This window comes from Nonomuraea sp. NPDC047529 (genome assembly GCF_040642995.1).
In the GTDB taxonomy this organism is placed as follows: domain Bacteria; phylum Actinomycetota; class Actinomycetes; order Streptosporangiales; family Streptosporangiaceae; genus Nonomuraea.
Window position 1 is genome coordinate 1 of sequence record NZ_JBEYTJ010000046.1, and the last position, 14,100, is coordinate 14,100.

Below are 14,100 nucleotides of genomic sequence, written 5' to 3' on the forward strand. Positions count from 1 at the left end.
GGCCCCCGGTGGCGCGGGGCCACGGGCCGGGGGGGGGGGGGGTGGTCTGGCCCGGCCACCCCCCCCCCCCCCCGGCCCCCCCGCGTCGCGCGGCGGGCCGTCGGACCTGGGCTCAGGCCATGGCGTTGTTGCTGATCGAGTCGAGCGGGCCGACGTCCCACAGCGCGGTCAGCGCCGTGGCGGCCATCACCCGCACGCCCATCGCGATCGCCTTCTCGTCGACGTCGAAGGTGCCCTGGTGGATGTCGTACGTGACGCCGTCGGGCGAGCGCGTGCCGAGCCGGGCGAAGGCCCCGGGGATCGACTCCAGGTACCAGGCGAAGTCCTCGCCGCCGAGCGACTGCTGGGTGGGCACCACCGCGCCGGCCCCGAGGGCCCGCTCGGCCGCCTCGGCCAGCATCTCGACGCTGACCTCGTCGTTGACGACCGGCGGCACGCCCCGCGTGTAGTCCATCACGGCCTCGACGCCGTACGCGCCGGCGACGGACTCCAGCAGGGCCTTGATCAGGTCGGGCGCGGCGTGCCAGGCGTTCTCGTCGAGGCAGCGGATCGTGCCCTCGGCGATGCCGTCGTCGGGGATGGCGTTGGCCGCCGAGCCCGCCTCGACCCGGCCCCAGACGAGGCTGAGCGACGAGCGCGGGTCGACCCGGCGGGAGAGCGCGGCGGGCAGCTCCGTGAGGATCTTGGCGAGGGCGAAGACCAGGTCGGCCGTCAGGTGCGGACGGGCGGTGTGGCCGCCGGGGCCGGAGACCCTGACCACGAGCTTGTCGCAGGCCGAGGTGATGGGACCGCTCCGCAGGCCGAGCTGGCCGACGTCGACGCGCGGGTCGCAGTGGAGGCCGAAGATGCGGTCGACGCCGCTGATGCCGCCGTGGGCCATGACCTCCAGGGCGCCGCCGGGCAGCTCCTCGGCGGGCTGGAAGATCAGCCGGACCCGGCCCGGCAGCAGACCGGCCGCGGCCTGCTGGGCCAGGAAGATCGAGGTGCCGAGCAGGACCGTGGTGTGCACGTCGTGGCCGCAGGCGTGGCACGCGCCGGGGACGGTGGAGCGGTAGGGCACGTCCTTCTCGTCCTGGAGCGGGAGCGCGTCGATGTCGGCCCGCAGGGCGATGGTCGGCCCGTCGCCGCTGCCCACCTCGCAGACGAGCCCGGTGCCGCGCGGCAGCACCGACGGGGTCAGCCCGGCGGCGGTCAGCCGGTCGGCGATGCGCTGGGTCGTGCGGTATTCGGCGAAGGCCAGCTCAGGATGCATGTGAAGGTCGCGACGGAACGCCACCAGCTCCTGCTCGATCTCCGCCAGGAACGCGTCCAGCTCTCCCCGCAGCTCACGTCCCCGCATATGTCACCATCCATCCCGTCGAGGCCGCGCGTCCCACGCGGCGACGGCGGCTCATAACGCTCTCGAAAATCATCCATCCTGCGGTAGCCACCTGGTTGAGGCGGCCGCTCGGCGAATCAAAAGCCACACCCGGAGGTTTCGGTGCGCGAGATCGTCAGCACGGGCTTCGCGTTCATCGGTCGCAGCAGCCCGGGTGCACGGCGGTAAGCCGTGAGCCCGATGGCGATGCTTCTGACTTTATCGCCCCCGTGCGCCTTCGCGCCGACAGATACACCAAAAGTTGGCCGACGGCATGCCCGTAACCGCAGGTGGTCACGTTCCGCACATGTCCGCCTGATCCGGAAAATAGTCACAAGGGATCATTAGATGGTGACCCGATGTCGCCACTTCCAAACGTGCTCACCGATTTTGAATCCTGTCACCTTCTGTCATGGTCATGACACTTTGTCGCTTGCTGCATTTGTGAAGAATGCGTGTTTCACTCGCTATATGATCACTAATATCCCGTTCGGGGAGAAGTATGCCGGGTTGAGCATCTTCGAGCCGAGTGAGGGGACCCTGGTGGTCGTACCCTCGCTCTCCCTGCCGCAGGACGAGCTCCGCCGCATCACGGCAGCCCGATCGTACGAGGAGCGCCTTCTCTTCCTCCTCCTGACGCTCCGGGAACCCGGGGTCAAGGTGATCTACCTCTCCTCCGCGCCGATCGATCCCGACATCATCGACTACTACCTCAGCTTCCTCCCCGACCCGGACGACGCCGCCAAGCGCCTGGAGCTCATCAGCCTCGACGAGCCCTGGTCGCAACCCCTCACCCGGACGCTGCTGCGCCGACCCGACGTCCTCGACCGGTTACGGTCGGCGATCGACGCCGACGCCTGGCTGGTGCCGTTCGTCCTCAGCGAGACCGAGGAGGAGCTGGCCGCGTCACTCAACGTCCCCATCTACGGACCCGCCACCTCGCTGGCCTACTACGGCTCCAAGAGCGGAGCCCGCGAGGTCGGGCACGAGGCCGGCGTGCCCATGGCCCGCGGCTTCGGCGACGTGCACAGCATCATCGCGATCGACGAGGCCATCGACTCGCTGCCCGGCGAACGGGTGATCGTCAAGCTCAACGACGGCTACTCGGGCCTGGGCAACGCCATCGTCAGCAAGGCCGACCGCTCACTGACCCGATTTTCGGCGGCCGGGGAGACCTGGACCAGCTTCACGACGAAGATCAGGGAGCGCGGCGCGGTGGTGGAGGAGTTCATCGAACATCGCCCGCTCTACTACCCGAGCGCCCTGGCTCGAATCACGCCAGGCGGGCACGCGGCCGTGCTGGCCACGCACGACCAGGTGCTCGGCGGCCCCAACAACGACGTCTACCAGGGCTGCACGTTCCCCGCCGCCCCGGAGTACCGGCACGAGGTGGGCGAGTCGGCCGAGCGCATCGCCGGCATCCTGGCCGAGCGCGGCGTGGTCGGCCTGTTCGGCATGGACTTCTTCGCCCTCAAGGCCGACGCCGGGTACGCCGCGCTGCTGTGCGAGATCAACCTGCGGATCGGCGGCACCACGCACCCGTACGGCGCCGCGGTGCTGACGACCGGAGCCAGGTACGACCCGGCCACCGGCCTCCTCATGGCCGGGAACCAGCCGAAGTTCTACACCGCGACCGACAACTGCTCCTCGTCCTGCCTGCGTGGCCGCACGCCGGGCGAGGTCATGCGCACCGCCCGCCGGCTCGGGATCGGCTTCGACGCCGACCGGCGCACGGGCAACGTCTTCCACCTGCTCGGCGCACTCCCCGAGTACGGGAAGCTGGGCTTCACCACCATCGGCGACTCGCGCGAGGAGGCCGACGAGCTGCACGCGCTCACCCGGCGCCTTCTTTGCGACGCCTGATCCCGGCCTCCCGCAGACCGCGCCACCCGATCACCGCCAGCACCGCGCCTAGGATCACGTTGACCGCGATCAGGATGCCGTGCACGACGTAGAAGCCGGTGGGATGTCCGTCGGCCAAGTTAAACCCCAGGTTGATCCACTCGACGATCATGAACACGCCGAGGATGACGAGGAAACCGGCGATCTTTGGTGACATGGTCATCTCTCCAGTATCGAAGGCGGATCATCCGGGGAATGTGTCGCCACATGGGCATTCACACGGAGCTACGCTGAGACCGCCATGTGGACGAAATTTGTGCCGGTTACGGCACTTCTCGCCGCGGTCACGCTCACGAGCGGGACCGCATCCGCCACGCCGACGACGCCTGTCGGCGGTGACGCGCTGGGAAGCCGTGGGCTGGTGCAACCCCAAGGCGTCAAGGCGCCCCCCGAGAGCAAGGCTACTTCCTACGTCATCGCGGACGTGGAGACGGGTCAGGTGCTCGCCGCGAAGGACGCGCACGGTCGCTACCTGCCGGCGAGCACCCTCAAGACGCTCACGGCGCTGACGCTGCTCCCGAAGCTCGACAAGAACCGCAAGGTCCGGCCGAGCCAGAACGCCTGCAACCAGGAGGGCACGGCGGTCGGGCTGACGCCCAAGATGACGTACAAGGTCGACGACCTGTTCCGGGCGCTGATGATGTCCTCGGGCAACGACGCCGCCATGGCGCTGGCCGAGACGAACGGCAGCGTGGCCCAGACCATGCGCGACATGAACGCCGAGGCCAAGCGGTTGCAGGCGTACGACACGGTGGCCAAGACCCCGAGCGGCCTGGACAAGCCCGGCCAGAGCAGCTCGGCGTACGACTTGGCGCTCATCGCCCGCGCCGGCCTCGCAAACCCCGATTTCCGGCGGTATATCAGTACAAAGGTTGCCAAGTTTCCGGCGCCCAAGGACTACTACGAGATCAGCAACCACAACAAGCTGCTCTGGCGCTACCAGGGCATGATCGGCGTCAAGAACGGCTGGACGTCGAAGGCGCAGGGCAGCTTCGTCGGCGCGGCCACGCGCGGCGGCCACACGATCCTCGTCACGATCATGCGGCACGAGGGCTACTTCTGGGACGAGGTGGCCAAGCTGCTCGACTGGGGCTTCTCGGTCAGGGGCAAGGCGGCCCCGGTCGGGCAACTCGTCGAGCCGGTGCCCGACCGGGTGCGGGCCGCCCCCCAGGCGCCGGTCTCGAAGGTGACGCCGGCCGCCCAGCCACCGCTGCTCGACGCCGCCGCCTCGAAGCAGACCGACTCCACCCGCACGGTCGGCTCGGCCGTGATCGGCGGCGGCCTGCTGTTCGGGCTGGTGTGGCTCGGCTTCGGCATCCGCCGCAAGCGCAACAGGTCCCGCCCCTGACGACAGGGCGTGGCGGGGCCCGGACCGGGCCCCGAGGAGGGGGCCGGGTCAGGGTTCCGAGGTCGGGCGCGGGGTCGCGCCCTTGCACTCGGGGCCGGGCGCCGGGTCCGGGTCGGCCGCCGGCACCTCCGTCGGGTCCCCCAGCGACGGGATCGGCGACGGGGACGGCGGCGGGCACAACCCCGTGGTGGACGTCCAGGCGGCGGCCAGCAGCACGAGCCGGGCGGAGAAGTTCATCCACACCAGCAACCCAACGGTGGCGGCGAACGCGCCGTAGACCGGGTTGCTGAGCGTGTGGCTGAGCAGCAGGCTCGCCAGTTGCTTGAGCAGCCCGAACCCGATGGCCCCGAGCAGCGCGCCCCTGACGATGACCTTGAACGGCTCGGCGGGCTTGGCCACCCAGCCGAGCATGATCACGAACAGCACCCAGTCGGCCGCGACGCTCGCCACCACCACGAAGATCCGGAACGCCTCGGTGCTGAGCAGCGAGTTGTCGCCGAAGACACGATCGAGCACCTTGTCGGTGACCGTGGTCGCGGCCCCGGACACCAGCGCGGACACGACCAGCGTCGCCCCGAGCAGGATGACCGAGACCAGGTCGCGCAGCTTGCCCAGGAAGTAGTTGGGCGGCGGCACGGTGGTCATCGACATCTCGCGCAGCGCCGCGCGCAGGGCGTCCATCGCGCCGAGGCCGGCGTACAGGAGGCCGAGGAGGCCGATGATGCCCGCGGTGGTCCGGGCGCCGGCGATCTGCTCCAGGTTGAGGTCGGCCGCCATGCCCGGCAGCCGTTCGGTGATGGCGGTCTCCAGCGCCTCCCTGGTCGCGCTGCTGGCGTCGAGGGTGAAGCCGAGCACCGCGTACCCGAGCGCGAGCAGCGGGAAGAAGGACAGGAAGCAGAAATAGGTGACCGAGCCGGCCAGCCGGTCGCCGCCCTGGAGCTGGTAGCGGCGTACGGCCCTGACCAGGTGGTCGATCCACAACCGGCGGACCCGCCAGTGGTCGAGCGTCCTGCGGCCCCAGGCGCGTATCGACGCGATCCGCTCGGTCAGACTCGCCTTCACGCCCTCACACCCCCTGCCGGAGGCGAACGATCACCTCGTCACGGCGTCGGCCGATTCTGTCAGTGACGCCAGGACCGCCGCCAGGTCCTGGTGGAGCATCTGCCCACCTCGCTTGACGGCACGCCCGCCGATCAGCACGGTTTCCACCGCGCTCGGGTCGGCGTTGAGCACGACGGCGCCGATCGGGTCGTGCGCCGCCGCCATGCCGAGCGTGTCCGTACGCAGCAGTTGCAGGTCGGCCTGCTTGCCCGGCCGCAGCGAGCCGACGACGTCGCCCAGGCCCACCACCTCGGCCCCCTCGACGGTGGCCATGCGCAGCACGTCGCGGGTGGTGAAGCCCATGCCCCCGCCGCCCGGCCGGCCGCGTTCCAGCAGGTACGCCGCCCGCATCAGGCTGAACATGTCGCCCGGCGCGCAGCTCACCGTGTCGATGCCGAGACCGGTCGGGATGCCCGCCGCCCTGGCCCGTCCGGTGACCGGGTAGCCCATCCCGAGCGTCATCTCGTCCACCGGCGAGACCGACACGCTGCCGCCGCTGCCGGCGACGCGCTTGAGGTCGTCGTCGCTGTAGCTGGTGGCGTGCACGTACGTGGTCCGGGGCCCGAGCAGGCCGTTCGCCTCCAGGAAGGCCAGGCCGCGGGCGGCGCCGTCCGGGCCCCCGACGCCCATGTGCACAGTGACCGGCAGGTCGAGCTCGCGGGCCAGACGCCATTCCGCCAGCGCGTGCTCCTCGCCCACGATCTCCGGCCCGAGCGCGGCGACGACCATGGTGACCCGCCCGCCGCCCGCCCCGAAGTGCTCCCCGTGCACCCGCAGCCCCTCGCGGACGAGCCCGCCGGGCTCGCCTCCGTGGCACCAGCCGAGCACGGCCCTGATCCCCGAGTCGCGCAGCGCCCGCACGGTCGCCTCGGTGTGGGCGGGCGAGAGCTGGATGTGGGACCAGTCGAGCAGCGTGGTGATGCCGGTGTCGAGGCATTCCAGCGCGCCGGCCAGGTTGCCCGTGTAGACGTCGGCCGGGCGGTAGCCGGGGGCCAGCTCGTTGAGCACGCGGCGCAGGTAGCCGTCGAAGGCGAGGTCGGGGGCGACCGCCCTGATGCCGGCCTGCCAGGTGTGCCGGTGGGTGTCGACGAACCCGGGCAGCACGATCCGCCCGGTCGCGTCGATCACCTCGGCGCCGGGGACGTCGGGCAGGCCGGGGCCCACCTCGGCGATCAGGCCGTCCTCGACGCGCACGTCCACCTGGCCGAGCACCACGGGCTCGGGCTCGGTGTCGATCACGGTGCCGTTCTTGATCAGGAGAGTTGTCATGCCGAAAAGCTTAAGAGGAAGCTTTTCAGAAAGCAATCTGGCGATGGGTATTCTCGATGGCGTGAAACCGGATGAGATCGACGCGATGGTGCCGCGCTGGACGGAGTCCGGGCTGTCGTCGTCGCTGATCGCCGGTCTGGAGCTGAGCAAGCGCCTGTCCCGGCTGCACCTGGTCTTCGAGCAGGCGATCAAGGCCGAGCTGGCCGAGCTGGGGCTGACCTACGCCGAGTTCGACGTGCTGGCCGCGCTCACCCGTACGCCGGCGCCGCACCGGATGAAGCCGAGCGAGCTGTCCAAGGCGCTGCTGCTCACCTCGGGGGGCACCAGCAACGTGCTGCAACGCCTGACGACGGCGGGCTACGTCGAGCGGGAGGCCAACGCGGGCGACGCGCGCAGCCGGTGGGTGCAGCTCACGGCCGAGGGCCTCCGGGTGGCCCTGACGGCGCTCGACGCGTCGTCGCGGGCGCACGAGGAGGTGCTGGCCGGGGTGCCGGAACAGGACGTCAGGGCGGCGGCCGACGCGCTGCGCGAGGTGCTCGGCCTCGTCGGCCGCCGCCGCTTCCGCTAGCTCGCACGCAGGGCGTGGCGGTCGGCCCACGAGCGGATCGCCGCCGCGATGCCTTCCGGCTGGTCCTCCGGGGCGTGGTGGCCGGCCGGGCCCAGGTGCTCGATCTCCAGCGCCGAGATGTTGCCGGCGCACCAGTCGAGCACCTCGCCCTGGATGAGCAGGGTCGGCGAGGAGTCGAAGGTGAGCAGCAGCTTGGGCACGTCGCCGCTGCTCGCCAGCCACTTGCCGTAACGCTCGACCGCCTCGGTCACGTCGGCGGGGTCGCCGTCGAGCGGGATCGAGCGCGCCCACTGCAGCAGCGGCCGGCGGCTCTCCCTGGTCGCGTACGCCTCCAGGTACGGCCGCATCTCCTCCTCGCTCAGCGGGTTCAGCACCCCGCCCGTGTAGGCCGTCCGCACCAGGAAGTCGTCGTCGAGCACCAACCGCTCGCCCTCCTCGCTCCTGATCAGCTCGCCGCGGGCGCGCGGCCCCTCACCCAGTTCGCTCCAGCTCATCGGCCGCACGATGGTCTCGAAGAAGGCCACTCCGCGCACCCGGTCCGGATGCCGCGCCGCCCAGTCGAAGGCCAGCGCGCCACCCCAGTCGTGCCCGACCAGCACCACGTCCTCCAGGCCGAGCCGGTCGAACCAGGCGTCGAGGTAGCGGGCGTGGTCGGTGAAACGGTAGGCCAGGTCGGGCTTGCCCGAACGGCCCATGCCGATCAGGTCGGGGGCCAGCAACCGGCCGGGCCCGCCCACCGCGGGGAGCACGTTGCGCCACAGGTGGGAGGAGTTCGGGTTGCCGTGCAGGAAGACGATCGGGACACCCTCGCCCCGGTCCTCGTAGTACATGGTCGAGTCCAGCACATCGACAACAGGCATGACGCGCCTCTTTCGTTTGTCTCTCTAACGTTCGTTGCTCTAACGAAAGTACATCGTTAGTGCCACTAACGCAACAGGGATAGGATCGCCGGCATGAGCCACGACATGACCGACGCCGGCGACCAGGCCGCCCCCGCCCGCCTGCGCAGCCTGCCGAGCCGCCTGCTGGCCCACGTCGCGACGCAGGCCGACCGCCTGGTCACCGAACGGCTCGCGGACGCCGACGCGCGCAAGTGGCACTACGCGGTGCTCGTCGCGCTGCGCGAGGCCGGCCCGGCCAGCCAGGCGGAGCTGAGCCGGCGCACCGGGATCTACCGCAGCGACATGGTCGCGCTGCTCAACGAGCTGGCCGAGCGCGACCTCGTCGAGCGCGCCCCCGACCCCGCCGACCGCAGGCGCAACGTGATCTCCATGACCGAGCGCGGCCGCGACCGGCTCACCCGGCTCGACGCGCTGGTCGACACCGTCCAGGACGAGCTGCTGGCCCCCCTGACCGGCCCCGAGCGCGACCAGCTCACCGGGCTGCTCGCACGGCTGCGCGACCACCACTCCCAACCATCCCAATAGTGGGCAAAAACCAGTAAAAGCCGAGGCGCGGGAGCTTGCCGACATACCTCCTGACCAGGAGGAACGCATGGCAGCGCCGGTCCGGTGACCCTAGCCTGTGCTGTGTCGGGACCTAGCCAGGAGGCGTCACCCCCATGACCGAAATCAGCACCGGGCAGATGGTGCGACTCCAGCGCGAACGAAGGGGCATGAGCACGACCGCGCTGGCGACCCAGTCCGGCTGCACCACCCGGCACATCGAACTGATCGAGCACGGCAAACGCACTCCCTCGCTGCCCCTTCTCCGCGAGATCGCCAAGGTCCTCGGCGTACGCACCGCCGTGCTCCTGGGCGAGACCCCCCGCGACTCCCACGAGCCCAGCAGGCCGCAGATCCGCGACATCGAACGGGCCCTGTTCGCCTGCCGGGCCGACGAGCCCGACCTCGAACCGCCCGACGCCGGGCAACTGACCGAACGCGTGGCGGCGGCGCGCAACGCCTGGTTCACCTCGGCCCGCCGGTACTCGATCCTGATGGCCGCGCTGCCCTCGCTGGTGGCCGACGCCGAGAGCCTGGCGGCCGAGCGCACGCCCACGGCCTACAGGGCGGCGACGGACGCGTACATGCTGGCCAGAGGGGTGCTCAAGCACCTGCAGCGGGTGGATCTCGCGCACCTGGCCGCCGATCGGGCCATGCGCTACGCCGAGGAGTCGGCCGACCCGCTGATGCTCGCCTGGGCCCACTGGAACCTCGGCCAGTCGATGCTCTCCGACGACATGCACCAGATCGCCCACGACGTGGCCCGGCGCGGCATCGAGATCCTCGAACCCCACGTGGCCGACGGCGACGTCCGGCACATCAAGGCCCTCGGCGCGCTGCACCTGCTGGCCGCCATCAGCGCGGCCCGGGGCGGCGACGACGACCAGGCCAGGGAGACCGTGCGCGGCACCGCCGCCCGGCTGGCCGAACACGCCGACGACCACTCCGGCGCCTACGACCTGGCCTTCTTCGGCCCCACCAACGTGGCCATCCACATGGCCAGCATCGAGAACGACACCGGCCACCCCGAGGCCGTGCTGCGGCTGGCCGACGACATCGACATCCGCAGGACGCCCTCCATCGAGCGGCGCACCACGCACCTGTGCCACGTCGCCCGCGCCTGCGAGGACCTGGGCGACGACGCCGCGAGCCTGGTCTACCTGCTGCGCATCGAGCGCGAGAGCCCCGAGGAGCTCGACCACAAGCTGCTGCTGCGGGAGATGGTCCGCTCGCTGGTGCGCCGCGCGCGGCCGTCGTGGGCGCCGGAGGTGCGCTTCCTCGCCGAACGGCACAACATCGACGTCTGAGGCCGGCGACCGAACTCCGAGTTCGCTCCGGCCGAACAGGGAGATCTGTCACCGCGGTTCGTCACGGAGAGGCGCCGGGGTGGCACTGTGCGTCCCATGACCACAACGCCGAGTGCCGCCGTCGTCATGGAACGTCTGCTGGAGGAGGCGATGCGCGAGTTCCCCGGCTGGGCGTTCAGCCGGGGACGAGCGGGATGGACCGCCGTGTCGGGCGACGTCCGGCTCACCGGCCGGAGCCTGGCCGCGCTCCGCGCCCGGCTGCGCGTACGCCCGCTCGACCGGTCAGGCGCGCGCCCCGGATGACCCGTGAAGGGCGGCGACCCGCCACCCTTCCGGCCTCAGAGCTTGGGCAGGAAGCCCACGCGGTCGCGGACCTCGGCCATCGTCTGCCGGGCCACGGTCGCGGCGCGCTCGGCGCCGACGGCCAGCAGGCGGTCGAGCTCGGCCTCGTCGGCCAGCAGCTTCTCCGTGCGCTCCCGGATCGGCGTGAACGTCTCCACGACCGCCTCGGCGACGTCCTTCTTGAACGTGCCGTAGCCCTGGCCCTCGTAGCGGGCGACCAGGTCGGGGATCGGGGTGCCGGTCAGCGCCGACTGGATGCGCAGCAGGTTGGAGATGCCCGGCTTGTTCTCCTCGTCGAACAGCACCTCCGAGCCCGTGTCGGTCACCGCGCGCATGACCTTCTTGCGCAGCGGCCCCGGCTGCTCCAGCACGTCGAGGATGCCCGCCGGGCTGGAGGACGACTTCGACATCTTCGCCGTCGGGTCCTGGAGGTCGGTGATCTTCTCGACCTCCTTGAGGATGTACGGGTCGGGCAGCGTGAACGTGTCGCCGAAGCGGTGGTTGAAGCGCTGACCGAGGTCGCGGGTGAGCTCCAGGTGCTGCTTCTGGTCGGCCCCCACCGGGACGGCGTTGGCCTGGTAGAGCAGGATGTCGGCGGCCTGGAGGATCGGGTAGGTGAACAGCCCGACGCTGGCCGCGCTCTCGCCGAACTTGGCCGACTTGTCCTTGAACTGCGTCATCCGGGCCGCCTCGCCCATGCCGGTGAGGCAGATCAGGATCCAGGCGAGCTCGGTGTGCTCGCGCACGTGCGACTGCACGAAGACGGTCGAGCGCTCGGCGTCGAGCCCGGCGGCGAAGAGCTGCGCTGCGGCCACCCGGCTGCGCCTGCGCAGGGCGGCGGGCTCGGTCGGCACGGTGATCGCGTGAAGATCGACCACGCAGTAGAAGGCGTCGTGGGTCTCCTGCATCGTGACCCACTGACGGACCGCACCCAGGTAGTTGCCCAGGTGGAATGAGTCCGCGGTGGGCTGGATGCCGGAGAGAACACGAGGTCTGGCCATAGCAGGCAATTGTGTCAGGAATCCTGGTCGGGCGGCGACTCGACGGCGGCCCGGCGTTTCACCCTCACCCGTGCGATGCGGCGCACGTCCAGCTCGGTGACCGTGAGCTCGAAGCCCTGGATCTCCACCTGCTCGCCGACGGCCGGCACGTGCCCCAGCATGGCCATCACGAACCCGCCCAGCGTCTCGTACGGGCCGTCGGGCAGCCGTACGCCGGTCTCGGCGGCGAAGTCGTTGAGGTTGGTCAGGCCGTCGATCTCGATCTCGCCCGCGGGCAGGACGACGACGTCCTCCTCGACGTCGTACTCGTCCCTGATGTCGCCGATCAGCTCCTCGACCAGGTCCTCCATGGTGACGATGCCCGCGGTGCCGCCGTACTCGTCGACCACGATGGCCAGGTGCTGGCCCTCGTCGCGCATCTCGTTCAGGGTGCTCAGCAGACGCTTGGAGGCGGGCACGAACTTGGCCGGCCGGATCGGCACCACCGCGCTGATGGGCTCGGTGCGGCCGATCAGCTCGGGGTCGAGCAGGTCGCGCACGTGCACGAAACCGATGACCTCGTCGTATGACTCGCGGTACACGGGGAAGCGGGAGTGCGGCAGCGTGGCGGCCAGGTGCGCGGCCTCGGCCAGCGGCGTCTCGGCGTCCATGAACTCGACCTCGGTGCGGGGCAGCATGACTTCGCGGAGCTGGCGCTTGCCGGCGGCGAACACCTCGGCGATGAGCTTGCGCTCGTCGGCCGTGAGCTCGGCGTGCCCGACGACCATGTCGCGCAGTTCCTCGGTGGTGACCTCCTCCCGGTCGGCCTCCGGGTTGCCGCCGAGCAGCCGGACGACCAGGTCCGTCGACTTCGACAACATCCAGATGATCGGCCGGGACAGCGAGGCGATGCGGTCGAGGAAGGGCGCGACGAACAGCGACAGCCCCTCGGTCCGTTGCAGGGCCAGCCGCTTGGGGGCCAGCTCGCCGAGCACCAGCGAGACGTACGAGATGGCCAGCGTCACCAGCACGAGCCCGAGCACGGACGCGACGCCCTGCGGCACCCCCCAGCGTTCGAGCACCGGGACGAGCTGCATCCCGAGCCGGTCGGCGCCGAAGGCGGCCGAGAGCATGGTGGCGACGGTCACCCCGATCTGCACCGCCGACAGGAAGCGGTTGGGGTCGCGGGCGAGCTTGGCCACGCGCTCGCCCCTGCGGCCGCGCTCGGCGAGCTTGCGGACCTGGCTCTCACGCAGGGAGACCATCGCGATCTCCGCGCCCGCGAAGAACCCGCCGACCAGGATGAAGAGCAGGACCAGGGCGATGTTCGCCCCGAGGGTGTCAAACATGGTGGTTGGCAGCGTACTCGGCGGGTTTCCCGCGTATGCTGAACGGCAAGCCGTACAAAATCAAACATATGTAAACAGGAGTGAACATGAGGCTGTTGGTCACCGGAGGCGCCGGGTACGTCGGCAGCGTCGTCGCCGCGCAGCTCGTCGAGGCGGGGCACGAGGTGACCGTGCTCGACGACCTGTCCACGGGCCACGAGGACGCGGTGCCCGAGGGCGCCCGGTTCGTCCGCGAGTCGATCACGAACGCCCACGACGCGCTCGACGGCATCGACGCCGTGCTGCACTTCGCGGCCAAGTCCCTGGTGGGCGAGTCGGTGGAGAAGCCGGGCCTCTACTGGGCCAACAACCTCGGCGGCACCCTGGCCCTGCTCGACGCCATGCGCGACAAGGGCGTGCGCAGGATCGTCTTCTCCTCCACGGCGGCCACGTACGGCGAGCCCGAGCGCTCCCCCGTCGAGGAGAGCGACCCGACGCGCCCGACCAACCCCTACGGCGCCTCCAAGCTGGCCGTGGACACCGCCCTGAGCGCCTACGCGGGCATCCGCGGGCTCGGCGCGGTGAGCCTGCGTTACTTCAACGTGGCCGGCGCCTACGGCCGCTTCCGCGAGCGGCACACGGTCGAGACCCACCTCATCCCGAACGTGCTCAAGGTCGCCACCGGCGAGCGCGACTCGGTGAGCGTGTTCGGCACCGACTACCCCACTGCCGACGGCACCTGCGTGCGCGACTACGTGCACGTCAGCGACCTGGCGCGGGCGCACCTGCTGGCCCTGGAGGCGATCGCCGAGGGCGAGCACAAGATCTACAACCTGGGCAGCGGCACCGGGTTCAGCGTGCAGGAGGTGATCTCGGTCTGCCGCGAGGTCACCGGCCACGAGATCCCGGTCGTCGTCGGTGACCGGCGGCCCGGCGACCCGGCCGTCCTGGTGGCCTCGTCCGCGCGCATCCAGAGCGACCTGGGCTGGAAGGCGGAGCGGGCGGCGCTGCGCGACATCGTCTCCGACGCGTGGACGGCACTTTCCGGGAACGCCTGATGCGGGTGGCGAGTATGTGCTGTGATACCCAAATGTGAGGAGCTTTTCACCAAGGGTCACGAAGCTGGTCTTTGGTGCCCTCATCCTGCTGGGCA

At 70.6% G+C, this 14,100-nt stretch carries 14 protein-coding genes; 7 read left to right on the forward strand and 7 right to left on the reverse strand.

The genetic code is table 11. The features are described 5' to 3' along the window. Nucleotides 1-112 precede the first annotated feature (112 nt). Nucleotides 113-1,339, reverse strand: coding sequence for a M20 family metallopeptidase (locus tag ABZ815_RS44340; protein ID WP_357707707.1), 1,227 nt, complete (start codon nt 1,337-1,339; stop codon nt 113-115). A gap of 489 nt (nt 1,340-1,828) precedes the next feature. Here ABZ815_RS44340 and ABZ815_RS44345 point away from each other — a divergent pair, with 489 nt between their 5' ends. Next, a complete protein-coding gene (locus ABZ815_RS44345; protein ID WP_357707709.1) occupies nt 1,829-3,220 on the forward strand; it encodes a peptide ligase PGM1-related protein in 1,392 nt (463 codons plus the stop codon). Here the strand turns inward: ABZ815_RS44345 and ABZ815_RS44350 are convergent. Then, nucleotides 3,192-3,422, reverse strand: a complete 231-nt coding sequence (locus ABZ815_RS44350) for a hypothetical protein (RefSeq protein ID WP_357707710.1) — start codon at nt 3,420-3,422, stop codon at nt 3,192-3,194. The two genes, ABZ815_RS44345 and ABZ815_RS44350, sit on opposite strands and share 29 nt — an antisense overlap. Before the next feature lie 198 nt (nt 3,423-3,620). Between ABZ815_RS44350 and ABZ815_RS44355 the strand changes: the two genes are divergently transcribed. Continuing rightward, nucleotides 3,621-4,607: a D-alanyl-D-alanine carboxypeptidase gene (locus ABZ815_RS44355; RefSeq protein WP_357707712.1), complete on the forward strand. Its 987-nt coding sequence runs from the start codon at nt 3,621-3,623 to the stop codon at nt 4,605-4,607. A 48-nt stretch (nt 4,608-4,655) separates the two neighbouring features. On the opposite strand, the gene ABZ815_RS44360 is transcribed toward ABZ815_RS44355, so the two are convergent. Then, on the reverse strand, nt 4,656-5,669 hold the full coding sequence (locus ABZ815_RS44360) for a YihY/virulence factor BrkB family protein (RefSeq protein ID WP_357707714.1): 1,014 nt from the start codon (nt 5,667-5,669) through the stop codon (nt 4,656-4,658). A gap of 30 nt (nt 5,670-5,699) precedes the next feature. Further along, nucleotides 5,700-6,977 carry an amidohydrolase family protein gene (locus tag ABZ815_RS44365; RefSeq protein ID WP_357707716.1) on the reverse strand — a complete coding sequence of 426 codons (1,278 nt, stop codon included), beginning with the start codon at nt 6,975-6,977 and terminating at the stop codon, nt 5,700-5,702. 61 nt (nt 6,978-7,038) lie between these two features. Here ABZ815_RS44365 and ABZ815_RS44370 point away from each other — a divergent pair, with 61 nt between their 5' ends. Then, nucleotides 7,039-7,545 (forward strand): MarR family winged helix-turn-helix transcriptional regulator, encoded by a 507-nt coding sequence (locus ABZ815_RS44370; RefSeq protein WP_357707717.1) that lies wholly within the window; start codon nt 7,039-7,041, stop codon nt 7,543-7,545. Here the strand turns inward: ABZ815_RS44370 and ABZ815_RS44375 are convergent. After that, nucleotides 7,542-8,405, reverse strand: a complete 864-nt coding sequence (locus ABZ815_RS44375; RefSeq protein ID WP_357707719.1) for a haloalkane dehalogenase — start codon at nt 8,403-8,405, stop codon at nt 7,542-7,544. The two genes, ABZ815_RS44370 and ABZ815_RS44375, sit on opposite strands and share 4 nt — an antisense overlap. Nucleotides 8,406-8,498: 93 nt before the next feature. Between ABZ815_RS44375 and ABZ815_RS44380 the strand changes: the two genes are divergently transcribed. From ABZ815_RS44380 to ABZ815_RS44390, 3 genes are all read left to right on the forward strand, one after another. Next, nucleotides 8,499-8,972: a MarR family transcriptional regulator gene (locus tag ABZ815_RS44380; RefSeq protein ID WP_357707720.1), complete on the forward strand. Its 474-nt coding sequence runs from the start codon at nt 8,499-8,501 to the stop codon at nt 8,970-8,972. A 134-nt stretch (nt 8,973-9,106) separates the two neighbouring features. Continuing rightward, nucleotides 9,107-10,297, forward strand: coding sequence for a helix-turn-helix transcriptional regulator (locus ABZ815_RS44385; protein WP_357707722.1), 1,191 nt, complete (start codon nt 9,107-9,109; stop codon nt 10,295-10,297). A 96-nt stretch (nt 10,298-10,393) separates the two neighbouring features. Next, complete coding sequence (locus ABZ815_RS44390; RefSeq protein ID WP_357707724.1) at nt 10,394-10,600, forward strand: hypothetical protein; 207 nt, start codon at nt 10,394-10,396, stop codon at nt 10,598-10,600. Between the two features lie 35 nt (nt 10,601-10,635). Here ABZ815_RS44390 and trpS read toward each other — a convergent pair whose 3' ends face one another. Further along, the gene (gene trpS, locus ABZ815_RS44395; RefSeq protein ID WP_357707725.1) at nt 10,636-11,640 is read right to left on the reverse strand and encodes a tryptophan--tRNA ligase; all 1,005 of its coding nucleotides are present in this window, start codon (nt 11,638-11,640) and stop codon (nt 10,636-10,638) included. A gap of 14 nt (nt 11,641-11,654) precedes the next feature. Next, on the reverse strand, nt 11,655-12,968 hold the full coding sequence (locus ABZ815_RS44400) for a hemolysin family protein (RefSeq protein ID WP_357707726.1): 1,314 nt from the start codon (nt 12,966-12,968) through the stop codon (nt 11,655-11,657). An 86-nt stretch (nt 12,969-13,054) separates the two neighbouring features. Between ABZ815_RS44400 and galE the strand changes: the two genes are divergently transcribed. Next, entirely contained in the window at nt 13,055-14,005 is a 951-nt protein-coding gene (gene galE / locus ABZ815_RS44405; protein WP_357707727.1) for a UDP-glucose 4-epimerase GalE, read from the forward strand. The last annotated feature ends 95 nt before the right edge of the window (nt 14,006-14,100 follow it).

What these genes read in the sequence shown, in the direction of transcription:
- ABZ815_RS44340 (WP_357707707.1), bottom strand. Translation starts at nt 1,339, where the DNA reads ATGCGGGGACGTGAGCTGCGGGGAGAGCTGGACGCGTTCCTGGCGGAG.
- ABZ815_RS44345 (WP_357707709.1), top strand. Translation starts at nt 1,829, where the DNA reads ATGATCACTAATATCCCGTTCGGGGAGAAGTATGCCGGGTTGAGCATC.
- ABZ815_RS44350 (WP_357707710.1), bottom strand. Translation starts at nt 3,422, where the DNA reads ATGACCATGTCACCAAAGATCGCCGGTTTCCTCGTCATCCTCGGCGTG.
- ABZ815_RS44365 (WP_357707716.1), bottom strand. Translation starts at nt 6,977, where the DNA reads ATGACAACTCTCCTGATCAAGAACGGCACCGTGATCGACACCGAGCCC.
- ABZ815_RS44375 (WP_357707719.1), bottom strand. Translation starts at nt 8,405, where the DNA reads ATGCCTGTTGTCGATGTGCTGGACTCGACCATGTACTACGAGGACCGG.
- ABZ815_RS44380 (WP_357707720.1), top strand. Translation starts at nt 8,499, where the DNA reads ATGAGCCACGACATGACCGACGCCGGCGACCAGGCCGCCCCCGCCCGC.
- ABZ815_RS44385 (WP_357707722.1), top strand. Translation starts at nt 9,107, where the DNA reads ATGACCGAAATCAGCACCGGGCAGATGGTGCGACTCCAGCGCGAACGA.
- ABZ815_RS44390 (WP_357707724.1), top strand. Translation starts at nt 10,394, where the DNA reads ATGACCACAACGCCGAGTGCCGCCGTCGTCATGGAACGTCTGCTGGAG.
- trpS (WP_357707725.1), bottom strand. Translation starts at nt 11,640, where the DNA reads ATGGCCAGACCTCGTGTTCTCTCCGGCATCCAGCCCACCGCGGACTCA.
- ABZ815_RS44400 (WP_357707726.1), bottom strand. Translation starts at nt 12,968, where the DNA reads ATGTTTGACACCCTCGGGGCGAACATCGCCCTGGTCCTGCTCTTCATC.
- galE (WP_357707727.1), top strand. Translation starts at nt 13,055, where the DNA reads ATGAGGCTGTTGGTCACCGGAGGCGCCGGGTACGTCGGCAGCGTCGTC.